We start from the raw sequence: 20,993 nt of genomic DNA on the forward strand, positions 1-20,993 counted from the left end.
TGAAATAGCTCAACAGTGGTTGAAGTGATTAATTAAGCTGGTTTTGTTTGAGCGATTTTTTATGCTCAAAGTAGCTGATTGAAAAAATAACCAAGCCAACCAAATACAACACACCAGACAACAACAGTAAGTCTAAGCCTGCTGCATAGAGCAACCAAAGTGCATAGATTGAAGCGACACTTGCAATGGCAATATGCGGCGTGCGTTTGTGGCGAATAGATTCTTTAAGATAAAACGCCGATACCAGAAAATAAGGCAGCAAAATCATCACCGATGAAATCAGTAAAAGCTGAGTGTAATTTTTATTGAAAAAATACACGGCAATCAGAGAACCTTGCACCACAATAGTAGTTAGCCATAGTGATGAAATCGGCACATTATTTTGGTTATTCTTTAAAAATAATTTAGGGAATGCGCCATTTTTTGCAGCTAGATATGGAATTTCAGTCGCAAATAACGTCCAACTTAAATAAGACGATGAAACTGAAATAATAAGCCCAATGGTAATAATGATGGTACCGGGTAGACCGATGAGTTGCTGCAAAATGGTCGCCATGGATGGGTTATGCATGCCTGCAAGCGCTTCACGGCTCACTACACCATAAGCCAATACTGTCACCATCACGTAAAAACTTAATGCCAGCAACACACCTAAAATGGTCGCTTTGCCAATGTCATGACGGTTTTTTGCACGTGATGATAAAACCACCGCACCTTCAATCCCGGTAAATACCCAAAGGGTAATGAGCATTAGGTCTTTTACTTGCTGCCAAAGTGGAACTTTTAAAGAGAAGTCATTTAAGTTGAGTTTGAACAAATCAAACTTAAAGGCAATGAAGGTAAAGAAGATGAAAACCACCATTGGAATAATTTTGGCAATGGTTGCCAGTAAATTTACAATCGCAGCTTCTTTAATACCTCGGCTTACTAACCAGTGCACCAGCCATACAAAAATGCTTGAACCAATCAGTGAGTAAAGTGTATTACCTTCACCAAAAATAATATGGTCTTTGCTATCGGTAAACATGCCGACGCCTGAAAAGGCAATCACCACATAGCCGACAATACCAATGGTGGTACACAACCAATAACCCCACGCCGAGCAAAAACCGATGAGGTCTCCAAAACCTTCCCGCGCATAGTTATAAATACCGCCATCTAGATCTGGTCGTTGACGAGTTAAATGCAACAATGACAGGGCCAAGAAAATAATGCCGACTCCGGTAATGAGCCATGCAACAAGAAGGGCAGAGCCGTTGGCAACTTGAGCCATATTTTGGGGGAGGCTAAATACGCCTGACCCCACCATAGAACTAAATACCAGCGCTGTAAGAGACAATAATCCGATTTTGGCAGCAGACATGGTATTTATTCTTTAAAAAATTGAGAAAGTTCAGCAATGTGTTCTGGTCCAATACCACAGCAACCTCCCACTAAACTTGCACCTGCTTGCTGCCATTGCTTAGCAAAAGCAAGATAAGCTGGAGCATCTAAGTCTTTACGAATTTCATCAAGGCCATCGTTAGCAGTAGCGCTTTCATCTTGCGGTGGGAACGCGTTGGCATAAGCACCAATTTGTACAGACTCTGGAATGAGTCCTTTAATTTCATTAATTGCTTGCAAGATCACTTCAGGTTGGCAGCAGTTAAACAATACTGCTTTGGCATTGGATTGTTTGATGAAATCAGCCACTTGTTGCATATTTTCGCCAGAACGAAGTAAAGCTTGTTCTTGTTTAATCTCATCTTGTAGCGTAAATGACACCCAATAGTCCTTACCATCTTGTGGCAATAATGCATGGACTGTTTCAACTTCTTTTAAGCATGATTGAGTTTCAGCGAGCCAGAAATCTACCTCTGGTGCCAATGTGTTAATAATTGGCTCAGCAAGGTTTTTAGCCTGTTCCGGTTGGAACAAGTCGGCGCGGTAAGAACCAAATAACGGTGGTAAACAGCCTGCGATTTTGACATTTTTGCCGCTTTCTTTAACTGCATTTTTTGCTTGTTCAATCGCAACTTTAATTAAACGCACGCCGTCAGTTTCAAAACGTTCTTGACCAATATGAAATGGCACAACCGCATAGTTATTGGTTGTAATGACTTCTGCACCAGCGTTGATAAAGTCGAGGTGGACTTCTTTTACTGTTTCAGGTGCTTCAATGAGTGCAAGAGCAGACCACTCTGGTTGACGAAACGGAGCGCCACGGCGAGCCAATTCACGGCCTAAACCGCCATCTAAAATTTTCATAAATTACAACGTAAAGGGAGAAAAATAATTCAGCTAATCTAGCGTGTAGATGAATGCTATTCAATCGCTAATATGCTCGATATATTTCTAAATAAATTAGATTGTTATGAATAATTTTTCTTAGGAGGAATTCTGTAAACGATGTTCAGTTTTACTGATGAACTTCATATGAAAATGAAAATACATTTTCATGAAGTATACAGACTAAAAATAGTCTTATAGCGCGCCGTATTGCTGCCAGCTTTCACCAGTATGCTGTGTTTGATAATACGCTTTGAGTTGTTCAAGCTGCGTAAAATGTACGCCTGACCAAATCAATAAACTAATTAATATGAATACTTTAGATAAGCGACGAATTTTACTCAAGCGTGTAAAAGCCAACACAACAAAAAATAAGGCAGGTAAAAATATAAAGAACTGGATAGGGGAGAAAAATAGATGAGCCGTGCTGAAATATAACGCGACTGCGCTCATGAGCACATTTAAAACAGAACACAGTTTTTGATATTTACCGAGCTTAAATGCATAAGCAGTCAGAGCAAGTAACAAAGCTGAGCTGACATAAATAGCTGTACCGCCAATCATCCACATATAAAACCCGCTTAACAAAAGATAAGCCAGTAGCAAAACAAGCACGAACTTAAAACAAAACGGTAAGAGGCGAGGTGATGATTTTAAAGGCGTCATGGCAAGTCTAAATATCTCAACAGAAGTCTTAAAAAAACAAAAGGACGAATCGAAATTCATCCTTTTGATATTTTACTTATACATCGTCAAACTTAGTTTGCTTTTGCAACAGGGGCAGCAGCAGTTTCATCGTTTGCAGCTTTGAACGGAGATGTATAGTTCAAGCCAAGTGTAGAGCTTGTGTACTGACGAACTTTGTCGAGTAACACAGGGTCTTTGCTTAAGTCTTGTTTATAAGAAACCACAATTTCATGAAGCTTCTGGTTCCACTTACCTTCAGTTTGCTGAGGGAAAGCTTTTTCAAGCAAGTTAAGCATGATGTATGGAGAAGTCGAAGCACCCGGAGACGCACCTAACAATGCAGTTACAGCACCGTCTTTAGACGCAAAGATTTCTGTACCGAATTGAAGTGTTGCAGGTTTACCCGGTTCTTTTTTGATGATCTGAACACGTTGACCACCTTGGCTTAAACGCCAGTCTTCAGCTTTCGCATCTGGGTAGTATTTACGAAGTTCATTGAGGCGGTCTTCATCTGACATCATCACTTGGCTCACCAAGTATTTAACAAGATCAAGGTTTTCCAAGCCAACAGTGGTCATTGGTAAAACATTGCTTTTGTTGGTTGAAGCAAGTAAGTCAAGTTGAGAACCGTTTTTCAGGAACTTGTTTGAATACGTTGCAAATGGTCCAAACAATACATATTTTTTACCGTCGATATAACGTGTATCAATATGTGGTACAGACATTGGAGGTGCACCAAGTTCCGCACGACCATATACTTTCGCTGTGTGCTGAGCAGTAATTGCTGGGTTGTCAGTAATTAAGAACTCACCACCTACAGGGAAGCCAGCATATTGTTTCGCTTCTGGTAAACCAGTAAGTTGCAATAATTTAACCGCGGCACCACCTGCACCGATAAATACAAAACGCGTTTTAACGTGGTCTGTTTTACCAGTTTTCAAATTTTTGAAAGACACCGTCCAAGTTTTGTCATCATTTTGGCTGATGCCTGTCACTTCAGTTGAAGTCTGTAATTTGAAGTTAGGGTTTTGGTTTAAGTGATTCACTAATTGTTTAGTGATTGAACCATAGTTCACGTCAGAACCAACTTCCATACGAGTCGCTGCAACTTTTTGAGTTGGATCACGATCGGTCATGACTAAAGGCGCCCATTGTTTAATCACAGCTGGGTCTTCAGTAAATTTCATGCCTTTGAAAAGCGGGCTTTGAATCATGGCAGCATAACGTTTTTCTAAGAATTTAACGTTATCGCCCCAAACGAAAGCAATGTGTGGAACTGGGTTAATGAATGTTTTTGGTTCAGCTAAAACGCCTTGTTTTACCTGATATGACCAGAACTGTTTAGCAACTTCAAACTGAGAAGCAACTTTTTCAGCTTTGGCAATTTCCATCTTACCGTTTTTCTCTTCGGTATAGTTCATTTCCATAAAGCCAGAGTGGCCTGTTCCGGCATTGTTAAAGCCGTTTGAACTTTCTTGAGCAACTTGGTCAAGACGCTCAAACATACGAATTTGCCAATTCGGTTCAAGCTCAGTGAAATAAGTACCGAGAGTGGCACTCATGATACCGCCGCCAACAAGAACAGCATCAACAACTGGCTCATCTTTTGCAGTTTGTACTTGTTTTGACGCAATCGGTCTAAACAAGAAAACAATACCCGCAATTAAAATAAGAATGATTAATACCAGAAGGTATTTCAAAAACTTTTTCATGTAAGGGGGACCTTAAAATAAGTTATTTGAGTCACTTAAGGTGTGAGGAAACCTAGACAGCGTATCCAGACAAAACGGATATAAATGCGAAAGTAAAATTCTCCAAAACAGAGAACTTTGAAAAAAGAAAAATTACTTGGGATTATCGCAAACACTCTATATTTTAGACTAATTTTGCATTGACAATACAATTTTTATAATAAATGGGTTCTATTAAAATCATAAATATGATTTATATTTGATCAAATTAAACTTTTATAAGATTATTTTTAGTTTTAATCTTATTGTAAGTTATTGAAAATAAATTAATAAAATAAATTTGGTTAAACTTAAGCCATTTGAAGGATATGCATCGATAAAAATAGATGAATTTTTAATTTATGACCTATTGATGTAATTAATAACCTTGCATGACCTTATTTTCTGTCATACATACTTCTTATTAATATGAGTGCTATAAATAATAAATTAAGGGCATATTCCTGCATAAGAAATATGCCCTTTAAGATTTTATGATGCTACATAGAATGGTGCAGTCGAACGTGGTAACGCTTCGCGTCCACGAATTTGGTCTGCAATTTTCTCGGCAATCATAATGGTGGTTGCATTTAAGTTGCCGGTAATAATCAGCGGCATAATTGAGGCATCAACTACACGCAAACCATTCATACCGTGTACACGGCCTTGACCATCTACAACAGCCATTTCGTCTTCGCCCATCTTACAGCTACAAGACGGGTGGTAAGCTGTTTCTGCATGGTTACGAACAAAGTCATCAAGCTCTGCATCTGTCTGCAAATGTTTGCCCGGGCTAATTTCATCACCACGATATGGGTCAAGCGCAGGTTGATGCATGATTTCACGCGTGATACGGATTGCATCACGGAACTCACGCCAGTCTTGTTCAGTCGACATGTAGTTAAACAAGATACTTGGATGCGCAAACGGGTCTTTCGATTTAAGTTTGATACGACCGCGTGAAGGCGAACGCATTGAACCCACGTGTGCTTGGAAGCCATGTTCTTTTACTGCATTACTACCATTGTAGTTAATAGCTACTGGCAAGAAATGGTATTGAATGTTTGGCCACTTAAACTCATCCGAACTACGGATAAATCCACCCGCTTCAAACTGGTTACTTGCGCCAATACCTGTACCATTGAATAACCACTCGGCACCAATGGCAGGTTGGTTATACCATTTTAAAGCAGGGTATAAAGAAACGGGTTGCTTACATTTATACTGTAAGTACATTTCCAAGTGATCTTGCAAGTTTTCACCCACGCCCGGCAAATCATGAACCACATCAATGTCCATTGATTTTAAGAAGGTACTTTGACCTACACCTGAACGCTGTAAAATTTGCGGTGACGCAATTGCGCCTGCACAAAGTAATACTTCACGTTTAACCAAGGCACGTTGCAAGTTGTTTTGATCAGCACCAATAATATATTCAACACCAATTGCTTGCTTTTGATTAAACAAGATTTTGTTGGTCGTCGCATGAGTTAAAATAGTGAGGTTTGGACGACCTTTTGCCATATCCAAATAACCACGTGCGGTACTTGAACGACGGCCTTTAGGCGTAACGGTACGGTCCATTGGACCAAAACCTTCTTGTTGGTATCCATTTAAGTCGTCAGTACGTGGGTAACCTGCCTGTACACCTGCTTCAACCATGGCATGGAATAGCACATTGTTGCCATTTTTTGGTGTAGCCACTGATACAGGGCCGCTATCACCATGATAGTCGTTGCCACCAATGTCACGAGTCTCGGCTTTTTTGTAGTAAGGCAAACAATCGGCATAAGTCCAGTTTTCAAGGCCTTTATGGGTTGCCCATTGTTCTAAATCCATTGCGTTACCGCGGATATAGCACATACCATTAATTAAAGATGAGCCACCTAAGCCTTTACCACGACCACACTCCATACGACGGTTGTTCATGTGTGGCTCTGGGTCAGTTAAATAAGCCCAGTTATAGCGACGACCTTGAAGAGGGTAGGCTAAAGCTGCCGGCATTTGTGTACGGAAATCCAAGCGATAATCTGGTCCACCTGCTTCTAGCAGTAAAACGGTGGTATCTTTGTCTTCAGTAAGACGCGCAGCGAGTACATTTCCGGCAGATCCTGCGCCAATAATAATGTAATCATATTCTTTAATATTCATAACTATCCTTTTTTTACTAACAGTTTGCCTGAGCAATCTATAAAGACTGCTCGGCATATGTGATTTAGGTTGAAGTGTTTAAAGCGATTGAGGTATTAAAAAATACTTTGATAATCGCCAAGTTCAACTTGAATAGATTTGATACGGGTATAGTGCCCAAGCGTAGTTAAGCCATTTTCGCGGCCCACACCAGATTGTTTGTAGCCACCGACTGGCATCTCGGCAGGTGACTCGCCCCAAGTGTTAATCCAGCAAATACCAGCTTCAATTTGGTGAATAATACGATGAGCACGGCTTATGTCTTGAGTAACTACGCCGGCAGCTAAACCAAAGGTCGTGTCGTTAGCACGTTGAATCACTTCTTCTTCAGTTTCATAGCTTAAGATGCTCATGACAGGTCCAAAAATTTCTTCTTGAACAATCGCCATTTGGTCAGTGCAGTCGCTAAATACAGTCGGTAGTACATAAGCGCCTTTGGCAAGTTCGCCTTCTGTCGCACGACCACCACCAATTAACACTTTAGCGCCTTGTTGTTTGCCTGACTCAATGAAAGACAACACTTTTTCCATATGCGGGAAGCTAGTGAGCGGGCCGAAGTTTGTGTCTTCAGCCATTGGATCACCAATGCGAATACGTTTTACACGCTCTACAACCGCTTTTTCAAAGTCGGCTAAACGTGATTTTGGAACAAATACGCGCGTACCGTTGGTACATACTTGACCTGAGCTAAAGAAGTTCGCCATAACCGCAATGTCTGCGGCACGGTTAAGGTCAGCATCTTCACAAATAATGAGTGGTGACTTCCCACCAAGCTCCATAGTCACTTCTTTTAGTGTAGAGCCAGCAGCGCTTGCCATCACTTTTTTGCCTGTCTCTACGCCACCCGTGAATGAGATTTTTTCAATCACAGGATGTTCTGTGAGCCATTGACCGATTTCACGACCAGCACCTTGTACCACGTTAAATACGCCGTCTGGTAAGCCAGCTTCTGTATAGATTTCTGCAAGTTTTAATGCAGTAAGTGGCGTTGTTTCGCTTGGCTTGAAAATCATGGCATTGCCGGCAGCAAGGGCAGGGGCAGATTTCCATAAAGCGATTTGGATTGGATAGTTCCAGGCACCAATACCTGCAACTACGCCTAAAGGTTCACGGCGTGTATAAAAGAAACTTGATTCGCGAAGTGGAACTTGTTCGCCCTGAATAGCTGTTGCAAGTCCTGCGTAGTATTCGAGTACATCTGCACCAGTCACAATATCGACGGTAGATGTTTCGCTGTAGGCTTTACCGGTGTCGAGTGTTTCAAGACGGGCAAGCTCATCATTACGTTCACGGAGAATATCGACAGCACGGCGTAAAATGCGTGAACGCTCCATAGCGGTCATGGCTGCCCAGATTTTTTGTCCTTGTTGGGCACTTTTTACAGCAGCTTCAATATCTTGTTCAGATGCCTGTTGAAGAGTCGCGATAATTTCGCCGTTGGCAGGGTTAATACTATTAAATGTTTTACCACTGGTTGCTTCAACGTAGCGTCCATGGATATACAATTGATGAACTTGTACATCACTCATTTTGTCTCTCCTGCAAAGGCTTGTTCGCAAATTGCAATTGCGTTTTTACATAATCGTAAGCAATGGAACGGGCCAGTTCGCTGTCAAATTCATTGTGACGGCTTAAACTGCCACGTAGCCATAATCCATCAATCAATGCTGCCAGACCTCTTGCGGCAACACTGGCCTGTTGTTCATCCATTAACTTGAGAAAATAAAACTTCAAGTTGGAGTACAGGCGTTGATCATTAATCTTTTGCAAACGGCTCAGGTCCGGTACATGCATGCTTGCAGACCAAAAGTCTAACCAGACCCGCATTGCTTTTTCATTTACCTGACTAATGTCAAAGTTAGAGTCAATAATTGCCTTAATCTGGCTTTCCGGATGCGAATCTGCTTCTGCTCTGTACTGTTCGGTTTTCCGACGCAAAACATTGAGCATTTCTTGCATACAGGTATTTATTAACCCTTGTTTGTCGCCAAAATAATGGCTGACAATACCGGTCGACAACTCGGCTTTTTTTGCAATTTGTGCAATGGTGGTATTGGATAACCCCACTTCATAAATTACGTCGAGTGCAGCGTTCATAATTTCTTCACGGCGCACATGCTCTGGTTTTACTCTGCGTTTTGTCATGATTGTCCACATCAGCACTTTTACGGGTGCTTTAAATTCAGCATGTTAACTTGCAGAGCATCATAGCACTTTTTTTATCATACTTGTTATTGATTGAACGTTCAATCAATAACAAGTATGATGTGTAAAAATCAATGAATTTTTGAATCTTACTTCGGGGTAGAAGAGATAGAATCAGAAGTTCTTACGGATAGGATGATGCGCATAAGTCCGGTACTTATCACGTTATTTTGGAAAAAATACACCGATTGCAAGGAGCAATAAGATGGTGTTGAAAAGTGATGGATATTCTTCAGACCATATTCGGTTAAATCGTTTTGTATTTTGGAGTTCGGCAGTCAGTATCGGCATTTTTGGCCTATTATTTGTGCTGTTTCCAGAAAAAAGTCAGTTTTGGCTGACCTATGTGCAAGAGCAGGTAAACCACTTTTTCGGGTGGTATTACATGTTGGTGATTGTGCTGTGTTTAGGCTTTGTGGCTTGGCTTGCCTTCTCAAAAGTGGGGCAGATTCCTTTAGGAAAAGACCACGACAAACCTGAGTTTGGCTATTTGGCTTGGACCTCAATGCTGTTTTCGGCAGGTATTGGTATCGCGCTACTTTATTATGGTGTTGCTGAACCTGTTGACCATTTTCTAAGACCGCCAGAAGGTGAGGCAGGCACTATTCAGGCTGCCCGCAATGCCATGACCTATAGCTTTTTGCACTGGGGTATTCATGGCTGGGTGCTTTATGCCTTGCTGGGTGTGACATTAGGTTATTTTGCCTTTAGACAAGATTTACCACTCGCACTACGCTCGGCACTCTATCCAATTTTTGGAGAGCGAGTTCATGGTCTGGTAGGCGATTTTGTCGATGGCTTTGGTATTTTAGCAACCGTAATTTCTTTGGTGACCAACTTAGGTATTGGTGCTTTGGTATTGGTTTCAGGCATTTGTTATTTAATTCCTGAAATTCCCGATAACTCTGCAACTTTAATTACTGCAGTTTTAATCATGATGTTTGTGGCGACAGTCACTACAGTGGTCGGGATTGAAAAAGGCTTGGCATGGTTATCACGGATTAATTTACGTTTGCTCTATGCCTTACTTTTATTTGTATTTCTAACAGGACCGACGAACCATTTGTTAAATGGTCTTGTGCAAAATACGGGCGATTACCTTAATAATTTTATGGGTAAAAGTTTTGATATGTATTTATACAATCAAAAAGCCAGTGGCTGGTTGGGTTCATGGACTGTGTTTTATTGGGCATGGTGGATTGCTTGGGCACCTTTTGTAGGAATGTTTATTGCCCGCATTTCCAAAGGCCGAACTATTCGAGAAGTGGTTTTGGGTGTATGCCTCATTCCATTAGGTTTTACCTTGGCTTGGATTTCGATTTTTGGAAATACTGCAATTCATTTAATTCTCAATCAAAAACAGAAAGTTTTAGGTGATATGGTTTTAAGTGACCCTGCGTTGTCATTATTCAAATTACTCGAATATCTCCCGTTTAATCCGTATATTGCCGGGATTGTTGTTGTAATTTGTTTCGTTTTATTTTTGACACCGGTTGGGTCTGGTACACTAATGATCGCCAATTTGTCCTCGAAAGGGGGCACCAGTGATAGTGATTCACCGATCTGGTTACGCATCTTTTGGTCTGTGGTCATTACCATTGTAAGTATCGGCTTATTATTAGCAGGTAGTTTTAACTCCATGCAAAGTGCAGTGGTGTTATGTGGTTTACCATTTTCTGTGATTATTTTGCTTTATATGTTTGGTTTAGCCAAAGCCCTAAAGCAAGATGATTTTGACCCGAATGTTGCGAAAAAGCAGTTAGCTATTTCAAAAGACATTCCTATTCCATCGAATTGTGACCAGAACAAAGTGACCGAGGTTTTATAACCTTGGTTCATCACATTTATTTATATTTTTTGCGTTCAAAGCAGTCTTTTCATTATTGTTAAATAGTGAAAAGACTAAATTGAATATTTTATTTTTCTTCTATTCCTTGAGGATTGTATGGCAACAGATAATCCAAGAGCAGTTGATGATTTAACATTATCTAAATCTAAAAAAGACCCGCTTAACCGTGTGGTTTTTTATATTTCAGCTCTAATCATTTTAATCTTTTCTCTCGTTACTTTTTTATTTAACGATTTCGCAAATCGAACCATTAACACCGTCCTTGCGTGGGTAACGTCAACCTTTGGCTGGTACTATTTACTGGCTGCAACGCTGTATATGGTGTTTGTAATTTTCATTGCCTGCTCACGGTATGGTGAGATTAAACTTGGCCCTAAACACTCAAAGCCTGAGTTTAGTTTACTGAGTTGGTCTGCCATGCTGTTTTCGGCAGGTATTGGTATCGATTTAATGTTCTTCTCGGTGGCTGAGCCATTATCTCATTATATGCAGCCGCCTGTTGGCGTAGGTCAGACCTATGAAGCGGCACGCCAAAGTATGGTGTGGACGCTGTTTCACTATGGTTTGACCGGTTGGTGTATGTATGCCTTGATTGGTATGGCACTTGGTTATTTCAGTTATCGCTATAACTTGCCGCTTACCATTCGTTCTGCACTTTACCCAATTTTTGGAAACAGAATTAATGGGGCCATCGGCCATAGTGTAGATACTGCTGCCGTCATCGGGACAATTTTTGGTATTGCGACCACCTGCGGGATTGGCGTGGTACAGCTGAACTATGGTTTACATGTTTTATTAGGACTGCCAGAGAATATCTGGATGCAGTTTGCACTCATTGCCATTGCAGTTGGTATTAGTATTATTTCTGTGACATCTGGGGTGAATAAAGGCCTTCGGATTTTGTCTGAAATCAATATTTATGTATCAATTGGTCTTTTACTGTTTATTTTGTTCTTGGGCAATACCGAGTTTTTACTCAATGCGCTGGTACAAAATATTGGTGATTATTTAACTCGCTTCCCAACCTTAGCCTTACAAAGTTTTGCTTTTGAGCAACCTAAAGATTGGATGAGCAGTTGGACCTTGTTCTTCTGGGCATGGTGGATTGCTTGGTCGCCATTTGTAGGGTTATTTTTGGCCCGTATTTCTAGAGGCCGTACTATTCGTGAGTTTGTGTGCGGGACTTTAATTATTCCTCTGTTATTTACCTTAACGTGGTTATCCATTTTTGGTAATAGCGCATTGCACAGTGTTATTTTTGAAGGCAACCAGACTTTAGCTGCAACGGTATTATCTAATCCGGCACATGGTTTTTATGACCTGTTAGCGCAGTACCCGGGTTTTACCTTTATTGCTTCAGTCGCAACAGTAACGGGTCTTTTATTCTATGTGACTTCTGCCGATTCGGGGGCATTGGTTTTAGGTAACTTCACGACCAAGCTTACCCATATTGATAATGATGCGCCGCGTTGGTTAAGCGTGTTTTGGGCAATTGCCATTGGGTTATTAACGCTCGCTATGCTGATGACCAATGGGATTACTGCTTTGCAGAATGCAACCATTATTATGGGACTGCCGTTTAGTTTCGTGATGTTCCTTGTGATGGCGGGGCTTTATAAATCGCTCAGACTTGAAGACTACAGGCATGCCAGTCGAAGTATGAACGCGGCACCTGTGGTGGGTAACGTCGATATTCTCAATTGGAAACAGCGTTTGACTCGGGTTATGCATCATCCGGGAACGACTGAAACCAGACGAATGCTCGATACCGTTTGCAAACCTGCTGTTCAAGCTGTTGCCGATGAACTCATTAAGCAAGGCATGAACGTAGATGTGCAACAAACACCACTTGAAGATGAAGAGGCGCTATATCACCTCGATATCACTATTCATTTGGAAGAAGAGCAAAACTTCGTTTATCAGATTTGGCCTGTCCGTTATAGCGCGCCTAACTTTAGTCAGCGTGTAAAACGAGGGAAACAGTTCTATTACCGTCTCGAAACCTATCTTTATGAAGGTTCTCAAGACAACGACCTTGTTGGTTACAGTAAAGAACAGGTTATTAATGACATTTTAGATAAATATGAAAGACATATGACGTTCTTGCATATTAATCGTATTAGCCCTGGGAACCGTCCATTATTCCCAGATCCACAAGCTTAAGGGGAATATGCATGGTTTCACCATATCTGCATTCTTTTGCTTTATTTTTCTCTTTGCTCAATCCTTTTTTAATGAGCATTTATATGATTGGCCTCATCCGCCATTCAGAAACCAAGGTATTTAACAAAGCCTTAATTCAGGGGAGCTTGATTGCTTATATCGTCTTTATGCTGTTTGCATGGGGCGGTGAAGCAATCTTTAGTAAATACCTGAATGTACGCTTTGAGGCTTTCCAGATTTTTGGTGGTCTTATCTTTTTGGTGATTGGTTACCGCTATGTGTTTCAGGGTGCAGATACCATTGGTGAAATGCGCGGTGCACCAGAACATTTGGCCGGCACCATCGCTATGCCTTTTATGATTGGGCCGGGTACCATTAGTGCAGCTGTGGTGACAGGTATTGAAATGTCGATTGGTGCTGCGGCACTTGTGATCGGATTTACCATGTTTTTAACATGCAGTATTTTGATCTTGATGAAATTTTCACATGATCATTTGCGGTACAAACATGCAAAATATATCGATCGTTATTTCGATATTGTCGGGCGTTTATCTGCTTTATTAATCGGTACGATTGCTGTTGATATGATTATTAATGGCGTTACCGGACTGATCCATAAAGTATAACGAACCTCATATAAAACGATGCTGTGTCATTTAAAATGGAACAAAATGGCATAGCATCTTTTGATTATTTTTGACCGCTCAATAACTGTTTATTTAAGAAAAACTAAAAAATTATTAAAAATAATAGCTTAAAAAATATTCGTTCAAAAAAAGAATTAACAATATTAAAAAATACGATGCTATGTTGTGGATTTAAGCATGTTTTTTTTGTGAATTATCAACCATAATGTTTTCTGAGCTTGTTTGAGACAGAGTTGAGTCATGCCTACATTAGATGAAATGACAACCGTAACTGATGATCAGTCAGAATTAACCATGTCAGTTTTAATGACACCGGACATGGCAAATTTTTCAGGTAATGTTCATGGTGGAACAATTCTAAAGTTACTAGACCAAGTGGCCTATGCTTGTGCAAGTCGTTATTCAGGCAGCTATGTCGTAACGTTGTCTGTAGACAAAGTAAATTTTAAAGAACCTATTTATGTAGGTGAACTCGTTACATTTTTAGCGAGTGTGAACCATGTGGGACGTACTTCAATGGAAGTGGGTATCCGTGTGGAGGCTCAAAATATTCAAAAGCGTACCGTTCGTCATACCAATAGCTGTTATTTCACGATGGTTGCGGTTGATGAGCATGGTAAACCACGCGAAGTGCCTAAATTAAATTTAGATACCGAGTGGAAACGTTGCCGATTTGAAGCGGCTGAACATCGTAAGGTGTTGCGCCTACAAGAGAATCATAACCCTTCTTGCAGCATGTATAAGAAAACTTCTTAAAAAAAAGATCGAACCGCAGCATGGTTCGATCTTTTTTCTTCACCGAAATTTAACGTCCTGTTTCGTTTCAGTAAAATTATCTCTGAGCTTGGAGGAGAGTGCAGAGATAATTAACGAGTTGCAGGAGCAGCTTCAGAAGCAGAACCTACAGCGTCAGAAGCAGCATTTGCAGTGTTTGCTTGTTCTTGAGTTGAAACAACAACTTTTTCTTCACCAGCAGTGTTATGTGCTTGGTCGTGCTTAGAAGCAGCGAAAGTTGAAGCAGCAGTTAAAGCTAGGGTAGTAGCGAGTAAAGTTTTAGCTAATTTCATTTTATGGCATCCTTAAATTCATTAAAAAATAAATCAAACCTAATCGTTCTGACCTACATAGAACATATAGGGCTGAATGATTAAGCTAGGACACATGCTAAGCCGAGCTTGGGATTACATCAATTAACTTAACAATCTATTACGCCTATCTTAACAATATGAAATATAACGTCCGTTTATGTGCGTCTACTGTAAAATTAAAGCGCTACTTGAGCGCTAAAAATGTGAAAGAATATTTCGTATTGAGTAAAAAAAAGCAAGTTGGTTACGTAAACAAAACACTCTGGCATGAATTGTGAATGTCTATAAATAGGATATTTCGTTTAATTATTATTTTTCTAAAGTTAATTTAGATAATTGATGAGATGCACGTCACATATTTGGTGGTTTAGCCTGATAATTGAAAAGTATATCTTCAAAGTGAAAAATTATTTTCATGCTACTTAAACAGTGATATACCTTTCTTAGTTTTTAAACCTTGTTGATTTGAGCCGCTTGTGAAACTGATTGCCCAAAAAACTGTTCCTACCCATATTATTTCAGGGTTTTTAGGGGCAGGGAAAACGACATTATTGCAACATTTATTAAGTCAGAAACCGAAAGATGAAGTGTGGGCTGTCTTAATGAATGAATTTGGGCAAATCGGGGTCGATCAACAACTCCTACCTCAAGATCAAGGTTATGCAGTCAAAGAACTATTGGGCGGCTGTTTATGTTGTAGTAGCCAACTTCCTATGCATATTGCTTTGGCTCGCTTGTTAAGTGAACAAAAGCCAGACCGACTCTTTATTGAACCTACAGGGCTTGGACACCCTTCGCAATTATTTGATCAGTTAACGGAACCACATTGGCAAAACAGCTTAGCTATGCGTGCACTAGTGACTGTGGTTGATGGTAGTCGTTTGCATGACACCAATTGGGTCAAGCAAAACCTATATGAAGACCAATTAAAAGCTGCACAGATTGTGGTGGTTTCTCATGCCGATACCATGACTTTTGAAGATGAACAGGCACTTGTTGAGCTTAAAGAAGAATACCAACCTTATCAGCAACAATGGCTAAAGACTGAACATGGTCAACTTGAACTGGCGCAAATTGATGTGCCTGCGCGTTTAACTGCACGCTCTATACAGCCTTTACTCAAGCTGCAAAAGCAAATGACTGAAGCCGAAGTTGCAAAAGAAATTCACCAACTGCCTTATCATTATGTCGAGTCGGCGCAGGGTTATATGGTCGCGGGTTGGAAATTTCCTAAGCGTTGGAAATTTGAGTTTTATGCTTTGCTCGATGTGTTGTGTGCTCAACAAGACTGGCTACGTATTAAGGGAATTTTTAATACAGATCAGGGATGGAAGACCTTTAACTTTAATCCTGAGCAGTTTAACTATAAGTCTGGTGAAGAGGGCATTGATAACCGCATTGAAATGATTAGCCAACATGAACATGACTGGCTGGCATTTGAAACTGAACTATTAGCTTGCAGAATTGAACAATAGAGAACATTGAAGTACTTCAATATTCTCTATGAGAGATTTAATTTTTTATATTAAGTACTTGTTTCGCTTGTGCATGATCGATGTCTTTTTCCCAATGGGCAATGACTACGGTCGCTACACAGTTACCAATTAAGTTGGTGCAGGCACGGATAATTCCGATAAACCAGTCTACAGACAGTAAAAGTACCAAACCAATTGCAGGTAAACTTGGAATTACGGAAAGCGTTGCAGCAAGAATCACTAAGGCTGACCCTGGTATGCCGTGTGCGCCTTTCGATGTAATAAGCGAAACTAATAAAATAGCCAGTAAGTCGTGCATGGAGAGATTGATATTGCAGGCCTGTGCAATAAAGATCACCCCTAATGTTAAATAAATTGAAAAGCCGTCTAAATTAAAAGAATAACCGGTAGGAATAACCAGACCGACTGTTGAATCTTTAATTCCTAAGTTTTTAAGCTTTTTCATGATTTGGGGTAAAACGGAATCAGAAGAGGCTGTCCCTAAAACAATAGCGAGTTCATCTTTAAAATAGCCGACAAATTTAAAGATATTCAGTCCGGTGAGTTTTAAAATTGAACCCAAAATAATGACAACAAATAAAATGCAAGTCGCATAAAAGAGTAAAACTAAATAACCGAGTTGCAGGAGTGAATCTAATCCAAATTTTGCAGTGGTATAAGCAACTGAACCAAATACACCAATTGGTGCCAAGCGAATAATGAGTCCCATAATTTTAAAGAAGACTTCCGAAAAAGCTTCAAGCGCTTGACGGACCAACTCTGCTAAATGTTTAGGAATTAACAGTAGGGAAACGCCAAATAAAATAGCGATGAGTAAAACTTGTAAAATATCGCCGTTAGCAAAAGCGGCAGTAAATGTTTTCGGAATAATATTGAGTAAAAACTCCGAACCTGTATGCATGTCATGAGCACGTTCGGTATAGGTACTTAAATCTTTAGCATCTAAATGAGTAATATCGATATTCATACCGACGCCCGGTTTAAAGACATAAGCAACAATAATTCCCAAAATTAAAGCAATACTCGTGACCACTTCAAAATAAAGAATCGTTTTTGCACCGACTTTGCCCATTTTTTTAATGTCGTTTGCACCATAGATTCCCAGTACCACTACACAGAATACAATTGGAGCAATCAACATTTTAATGAGAGAAATAAAACCATCACCAAGAGGTTTTAAAGCTAGGGAGAAATCATGAAAAGCAAGACCTACTGCAATACCGAGGAAGAGAGCGCAGAGGACTTGTAGAAATAAACTACGTTTAAGTTTTTGCCACATAAGTCATCAAATCAAGAGAGGAATACAACCCCTTTCAAGCAAAAAGCCCGCCAACTTTGAAAGTGGTCAGATGTTTTGAAATAAGATGCAAATGGAGAGGATAAGAAGTTTTACATTACTGAGTTTTTTCTATAATTTTTTAATTAAAATCGAGTATTCTTAGCGCCAAATTTTTGGACATATTAACTATGGCGCTTAAAGCAACAATTTATAAAGCAGATCTGAATATTGCCAATATGGATGACCATATTTATGGCGATTATCAACTGACGCTTGCCTTACATCCTTCTGAAACTTTAGAACGATTAATGGTTCGTGTCATGGCTTTTGCACGTTTCGCAAGTGATAGCCTTGAGTTTACCAAAGACCTTTTTGAAACCGATGAGCCTGCACTTTGGCAAAAAGACTTAACAGGACAGTTAGAAACCTGGATTGAAGTTGGTTTACCGTCTGAAGATAAAGTGAAAAAAGCCAGTGCCCGTTGTAAAACTGTGGCAATTGTCGCTTATGGTTCACAAGTTGAAGATTGGTGGAAGAGAAACAGTAAAATTAAAACATTGAGTAATGTTCAAGTTTGGCAGCTAGCACCTGAAAGTACAGCAGAGTTAGAGCAGCTTTGTGAACGTACCATGCAGCTTCAGTTAAATGTTATGGACAATGAATGGACTTTGTTAAGTGACAAGGGCCAAGCGAATGTTGTGTGGACCCAATTACAGTAAAACTGAAAAGCGCAACAAATTTTACAAATTCACTTGCTAGACTAAAGATCAAGTCTGAGCTGTGAAATTAAACGAACGGGAATATTATGATCACTGAATTAGAAATTATCGATTTAAAAGTAGGCGAAGGTAAAGAAGCGGTTAAAGGTGCCTTAATTACGACTCACTATACAGGTTGGTTAGAAGACGGCACTAAATTCGACTCTTCCCTTGACCGCGGAAATTATTTCGAGTGTGTTATTGGTACAGGCCGTGTGATTAAAGGTTGGGACCAAGGCATTATGGGAATGAAAGTTGGCGGAAAACGTAAACTTATGGTTCCTGCTCATTTGGCTTATGGCGAACGCAAAATGGGTAAAATTATTCCGGCAAACTCAAATTTGATTTTTGAAATTGAATTATTTGATGTAAAAACTCGCGATGATTGAAATCAAACCGTTTAGAGCTCGACTTTATCTATAAGCTTTAAATATAAATATATTCGATATTTATATTTTAGCTTTTTAAATATTTAAGATTATTTTCAGTTTATTTAATTATAAAGGTGAACTGAAAAACTGTTCTGTTAGGACAGTTTGAACTTAAGGACTAAATAAATGTGAATTTTAGTTCTTAAGTTTAAATTTCACATAAATAATCTATATTGCTATTGAGACGCTATTTCATGATTACCCGCTTTGCATCTCCTTTGTTGAACCTCACGCTTGGCTTGGCTCTAGCAGGCTTGTCAGGTATGGCATTAGCTAACCCTCCTAAAATAGATGCTTCAACACTTACGGTCATTGGGTATCATGAAATTACCGATACTAAAAATGCCTTAATTCCTCAGTATGCGGTCACCACTCAACAATTTACTGAGCATGTCGATTGGCTGCAAAAAAATGGCTTCCATTTTATTACCGTAGACCAGTTAATCCGTGCTCATCAGGGCAAGGCAGCACTTCCAACCAAGCCAGTTTTATTAACTGTAGATGATGGTTATCAGTCTTTTTACCAAAATGCGTATCCTGTTATTAAGGCTAAAAAAATCCCAGTAGTACTTGCGGTAGTGGGTTCATGGTTAGAGCCAAAAGCAGGGCAGAAAGTCGATTTTTCGGGTGAAGAAATTCCACGTGATAAAATCTTAAGCTGGGGTGAGCTCAAAGAAATGCAAGATAGCGGGTTTGTTGAAATCGCAAGCCATAGCTATCATTTACACCGCGGTATTACAGGCAACCCGCAAGGGAACTCTGAACCAGCGGCAACGACACGTTTTTATGATGTAAAAACTAAAACTTATGAAAATGACAGCCAATATCAGGCTCGTATTTATAATGATTTAAAAAAGAATAATCAGCTACTTAAAGAGCATGGTATACGTTCACCACGTATTATGGTGTGGCCATATGGTCGCTATAATATGCAAACGGTCCAAATTGCTAAAAAGCTTGGTATGCCAATTACCATCACGCTTGATGATGGCGCAGACCATGCGAAACAATCTCTACAAAATATGAGCCGTATTTTGGTAGAGGGCGGAATGAGTACTAATGATTTGGCTCAAGAGATTAAGAACCGTGAATTAAACTTAACGGATAACAACCGTCCGCAAAAAATCATGCATATTGATCTCGACTATATTTATGATCCGGATCCGCAACAACAAGAACGAAATTTAGGTCACTTGTTAGATCGAATTAATGCGATGGGTGTAAATACAGTCTATTTGCAGGCATTTTCAGATCCGGATGCGAATGGTTCTGCCGATATGGTATATTTCCCGAACCGTCATATCCCAATGCGTGCGGACTTGTTTAACCGTGTAGCATGGCAAATTCAAACCCGTACGCCTGTAAGCCGTATTTATGCTTGGATGCCTTTATTGGCCTGGGAATTACCAAAAACTGATCCGGTATCAAAAGATTTAGTCGTGACAGAGCAGGCAAAAGCTGGTGAACACCTGAATATGGGGTATATCCGTTTAAGTCCGTTCTCACCTCAGGCTCGCCAAACTATTCGTGAGATTTATCAAGATTTGGCCAAGTCAGCATCTTTCAATGGAATTTTATTCCATGACGATGTCACATTATCTGATTATGAAGATGCAAGCCCAGATGCATTAAAAGCTTATGCGAAACAAGGCTTACCAACAGATTTGGCAAAAATCCGTGAAAACGATCAAGATTTGCAAAAATGGACTGCATATAAGACAAAATATCTAGATGATTTTGCAATGCAACTTGTTGAAGACGTGCGACAATATGAGCCGTTCTTGCTTACAGCTCGTAACTTATACGCGCAAGTTGCCTTAAAACCATATGCGGAAAACTGGTATTCACAATCGCTTGAAGAGTCATTAAGACGTTATGATTTTACGGCTATTATGGCAATGCCTTATATGGAGCAGGTCGATAACGCCGATCAATTTTATAAAGACATGATTGATCGCGTGAAAAAATATCCAAATGGCATTAAGAAAACAGTTTTTGAGCTACAAGCAACAAACTGGCGCAACAATGAAAAGGTACCGTCAACAGAAATGGCAGCAACAATTCACTCACTTTATCAGCAAGGTGCAATGCACGTTGCATACTATCCAGATGACCCAATCAAAGATCATCCGGACGTGAACGTGATGCATAAAGCATTTGCTGAAAAATCATCTCGTCTTGTGCCATAGGCGAGGCTGAAAC

The 20,993-nt window shown here is 40.0% G+C and carries 17 protein-coding genes; 8 read left to right on the top strand and 9 right to left on the bottom strand.

From position 1 onward, the window contains the following. Positions 1-28: 28 nt before the first annotated feature. From EGT34_RS16215 to betI, 7 genes are all read right to left on the bottom strand, one after another. Entirely contained in the window at positions 29-1,363 is a 1,335-nt protein-coding gene (locus EGT34_RS16215; protein ID WP_001271328.1) for a basic amino acid/polyamine antiporter, read from the bottom strand. A 5-nt stretch (positions 1,364-1,368) separates the two neighbouring features. Continuing rightward, complete coding sequence (locus EGT34_RS16220; protein ID WP_000696107.1) at positions 1,369-2,247, bottom strand: homocysteine S-methyltransferase family protein; 879 nt, start codon at positions 2,245-2,247, stop codon at positions 1,369-1,371. A 216-nt stretch (positions 2,248-2,463) separates the two neighbouring features. Continuing rightward, positions 2,464-2,934, bottom strand: coding sequence for a hypothetical protein (locus EGT34_RS16225; protein ID WP_004748061.1), 471 nt, complete (start codon positions 2,932-2,934; stop codon positions 2,464-2,466). A 92-nt stretch (positions 2,935-3,026) separates the two neighbouring features. Further along, positions 3,027-4,667 carry a malate dehydrogenase (quinone) gene (mqo, locus tag EGT34_RS16230; protein WP_000714073.1) on the bottom strand — a complete coding sequence of 547 codons (1,641 nt, stop codon included), beginning with the start codon at positions 4,665-4,667 and terminating at the stop codon, positions 3,027-3,029. Positions 4,668-5,177: 510 nt separating this feature from the next. After that, entirely contained in the window at positions 5,178-6,836 is a 1,659-nt protein-coding gene (gene betA / locus EGT34_RS16235) for a choline dehydrogenase (protein ID WP_001021934.1), read from the bottom strand. A gap of 95 nt (positions 6,837-6,931) precedes the next feature. Next, positions 6,932-8,404 carry a betaine-aldehyde dehydrogenase gene (gene betB, locus EGT34_RS16240; protein ID WP_001286303.1) on the bottom strand — a complete coding sequence of 491 codons (1,473 nt, stop codon included), beginning with the start codon at positions 8,402-8,404 and terminating at the stop codon, positions 6,932-6,934. Beyond that, positions 8,397-9,020, bottom strand: coding sequence for a transcriptional regulator BetI (gene betI / locus EGT34_RS16245; RefSeq protein ID WP_000166965.1), 624 nt, complete (start codon positions 9,018-9,020; stop codon positions 8,397-8,399). The genes betB and betI overlap by 8 nt, the downstream gene beginning before the upstream one ends. Positions 9,021-9,285: 265 nt before the next feature. Between betI and EGT34_RS16250 the strand changes: the two genes are divergently transcribed. From EGT34_RS16250 to EGT34_RS16265, 4 genes are all read left to right on the top strand, one after another. After that, complete coding sequence (locus tag EGT34_RS16250) at positions 9,286-10,908, top strand: BCCT family transporter (RefSeq protein ID WP_004748059.1); 1,623 nt, start codon at positions 9,286-9,288, stop codon at positions 10,906-10,908. 117 nt (positions 10,909-11,025) lie between these two features. Next, positions 11,026-13,092 carry a choline transporter gene (locus EGT34_RS16255; RefSeq protein WP_000179784.1) on the top strand — a complete coding sequence of 689 codons (2,067 nt, stop codon included), beginning with the start codon at positions 11,026-11,028 and terminating at the stop codon, positions 13,090-13,092. 11 nt (positions 13,093-13,103) lie between these two features. Then, the gene (locus tag EGT34_RS16260; protein WP_000254582.1) at positions 13,104-13,718 is read left to right on the top strand and encodes a MarC family protein; all 615 of its coding nucleotides are present in this window, start codon (positions 13,104-13,106) and stop codon (positions 13,716-13,718) included. Positions 13,719-13,979: 261 nt separating this feature from the next. Continuing rightward, the gene (locus tag EGT34_RS16265; RefSeq protein WP_001142469.1) at positions 13,980-14,495 is read left to right on the top strand and encodes an acyl-CoA thioesterase; all 516 of its coding nucleotides are present in this window, start codon (positions 13,980-13,982) and stop codon (positions 14,493-14,495) included. Between the two features lie 110 nt (positions 14,496-14,605). On the opposite strand, the gene EGT34_RS16270 is transcribed toward EGT34_RS16265, so the two are convergent. Next, positions 14,606-14,806 (bottom strand): hypothetical protein, encoded by a 201-nt coding sequence (locus EGT34_RS16270; protein WP_000761577.1) that lies wholly within the window; start codon positions 14,804-14,806, stop codon positions 14,606-14,608. 497 nt (positions 14,807-15,303) lie between these two features. Here EGT34_RS16270 and EGT34_RS16275 point away from each other — a divergent pair, with 497 nt between their 5' ends. Beyond that, the gene (locus EGT34_RS16275) at positions 15,304-16,302 is read left to right on the top strand and encodes a CobW family GTP-binding protein (RefSeq protein ID WP_000766451.1); all 999 of its coding nucleotides are present in this window, start codon (positions 15,304-15,306) and stop codon (positions 16,300-16,302) included. A gap of 37 nt (positions 16,303-16,339) precedes the next feature. Here EGT34_RS16275 and dctA read toward each other — a convergent pair whose 3' ends face one another. Continuing rightward, a complete protein-coding gene (gene dctA, locus EGT34_RS16280) occupies positions 16,340-17,602 on the bottom strand; it encodes a C4-dicarboxylate transporter DctA (RefSeq protein WP_000267735.1) in 1,263 nt (420 codons plus the stop codon). A gap of 188 nt (positions 17,603-17,790) precedes the next feature. Here dctA and EGT34_RS16285 point away from each other — a divergent pair, with 188 nt between their 5' ends. The 3 genes from EGT34_RS16285 (at position 17,791) to pgaB (ending at position 20,980) form a co-directional block, all read left to right on the top strand. Next, positions 17,791-18,321 (top strand): YaeQ family protein, encoded by a 531-nt coding sequence (locus EGT34_RS16285; RefSeq protein ID WP_001185269.1) that lies wholly within the window; start codon positions 17,791-17,793, stop codon positions 18,319-18,321. A gap of 86 nt (positions 18,322-18,407) precedes the next feature. Then, positions 18,408-18,749 carry an FKBP-type peptidyl-prolyl cis-trans isomerase gene (locus EGT34_RS16290; RefSeq protein ID WP_000627259.1) on the top strand — a complete coding sequence of 114 codons (342 nt, stop codon included), beginning with the start codon at positions 18,408-18,410 and terminating at the stop codon, positions 18,747-18,749. 236 nt (positions 18,750-18,985) lie between these two features. Then, positions 18,986-20,980, top strand: a complete 1,995-nt coding sequence (gene pgaB, locus EGT34_RS16295) for a poly-beta-1,6-N-acetyl-D-glucosamine N-deacetylase PgaB (RefSeq protein ID WP_000632825.1) — start codon at positions 18,986-18,988, stop codon at positions 20,978-20,980. Positions 20,981-20,993 lie beyond the last annotated feature (13 nt).

The organism is Acinetobacter sp. FDAARGOS_558 (genome assembly GCF_003937785.1).
GTDB classification, from domain to species: Bacteria; Pseudomonadota; Gammaproteobacteria; order Pseudomonadales; family Moraxellaceae; genus Acinetobacter; species Acinetobacter baumannii.

Bases quoted from the DNA above. Each gene is read 5' to 3' on its own strand.
- EGT34_RS16215 (WP_001271328.1), bottom strand. From the start codon at position 1,363: ATGTCTGCTGCCAAAATCGGATTATTGTCTCTTACAGCGCTGGTATTT.
- EGT34_RS16285 (WP_001185269.1), top strand. From the start codon at position 17,791: ATGGCGCTTAAAGCAACAATTTATAAAGCAGATCTGAATATTGCCAAT.
- betI (WP_000166965.1), bottom strand. From the start codon at position 9,020: ATGACAAAACGCAGAGTAAAACCAGAGCATGTGCGCCGTGAAGAAATT.
- EGT34_RS16260 (WP_000254582.1), top strand. From the start codon at position 13,104: ATGGTTTCACCATATCTGCATTCTTTTGCTTTATTTTTCTCTTTGCTC.
- EGT34_RS16225 (WP_004748061.1), bottom strand. From the start codon at position 2,934: ATGACGCCTTTAAAATCATCACCTCGCCTCTTACCGTTTTGTTTTAAG.
- EGT34_RS16270 (WP_000761577.1), bottom strand. From the start codon at position 14,806: ATGAAATTAGCTAAAACTTTACTCGCTACTACCCTAGCTTTAACTGCT.
- dctA (WP_000267735.1), bottom strand. From the start codon at position 17,602: ATGTGGCAAAAACTTAAACGTAGTTTATTTCTACAAGTCCTCTGCGCT.
- betB (WP_001286303.1), bottom strand. From the start codon at position 8,404: ATGAGTGATGTACAAGTTCATCAATTGTATATCCATGGACGCTACGTT.
- EGT34_RS16220 (WP_000696107.1), bottom strand. From the start codon at position 2,247: ATGAAAATTTTAGATGGCGGTTTAGGCCGTGAATTGGCTCGCCGTGGC.
- EGT34_RS16250 (WP_004748059.1), top strand. From the start codon at position 9,286: ATGGTGTTGAAAAGTGATGGATATTCTTCAGACCATATTCGGTTAAAT.
- betA (WP_001021934.1), bottom strand. From the start codon at position 6,836: ATGAATATTAAAGAATATGATTACATTATTATTGGCGCAGGATCTGCC.
- EGT34_RS16265 (WP_001142469.1), top strand. From the start codon at position 13,980: ATGCCTACATTAGATGAAATGACAACCGTAACTGATGATCAGTCAGAA.
- pgaB (WP_000632825.1), top strand. From the start codon at position 18,986: ATGATTACCCGCTTTGCATCTCCTTTGTTGAACCTCACGCTTGGCTTG.
- EGT34_RS16290 (WP_000627259.1), top strand. From the start codon at position 18,408: ATGATCACTGAATTAGAAATTATCGATTTAAAAGTAGGCGAAGGTAAA.
- EGT34_RS16255 (WP_000179784.1), top strand. From the start codon at position 11,026: ATGGCAACAGATAATCCAAGAGCAGTTGATGATTTAACATTATCTAAA.
- mqo (WP_000714073.1), bottom strand. From the start codon at position 4,667: ATGAAAAAGTTTTTGAAATACCTTCTGGTATTAATCATTCTTATTTTA.